Origin of the sequence: Mesorhizobium sp. M7A.F.Ca.US.005.03.2.1 (assembly GCF_003997795.1) — a bacterium.
Classification (GTDB): Bacteria; Pseudomonadota; Alphaproteobacteria; order Rhizobiales; family Rhizobiaceae; genus Mesorhizobium; species Mesorhizobium ciceri.
This window is the reverse complement of the sequence record NZ_RZRP01001622.1, coordinates 1-440: the sequence shown is the minus strand read 5'-3', so window position 1 is coordinate 440 and position 440 is coordinate 1. Positions and strand designations below refer to the sequence as shown.

1 protein-coding gene is annotated in these 440 nt (G+C 68.9%); it reads left to right on the top strand.

Annotation, left to right across the window (positions count from 1 at the left end; genetic code table 11):
- Window positions 1–440, top strand: a 440-nt coding sequence (locus EN991_RS39495; RefSeq protein WP_245461223.1) for an alpha/beta hydrolase, incomplete at both ends; no start/stop codon positions are given.

The window sequence follows — 440 nt, the reverse complement described above, 5'->3', positions numbered from 1 at the left end:
GGTGCCGACCGAGCTGGAGGCGGCAGCGCGGAACACGGCATCCGCACTGAGCGCGGTCGACCCGGAAGGCTATGCCCGCACCTACCGCCTGTTCGCTCGTGCCGACGGCGATCATGCCGACCGCCTGCCGACGCTGGCCGTACCGGCCCTGTTCATGACCGGCTCCGAGGACAGGAACTCTTCGCCGGCAATGTCGGCCGCGATGGCACGGCTGGCGCCGCATGGCCGCTGCACGGTGCTGCCGGGCGAGAAGCACATGATGGCGGTCGCGGCGCCGGACCTCACCACGCGCCATATCGTTGACTTCCTCGCGGAGGACGAAGCGATCGAGCGAAGCGGCACTGCTGAGGCGAATACCGGGTTCGACAGCGGCGAGTTCCGCCGTGCGCTTGGCTCCTTCCTCACCGGCGTAACCATCGTCACCACCATCGGGCCAGAAG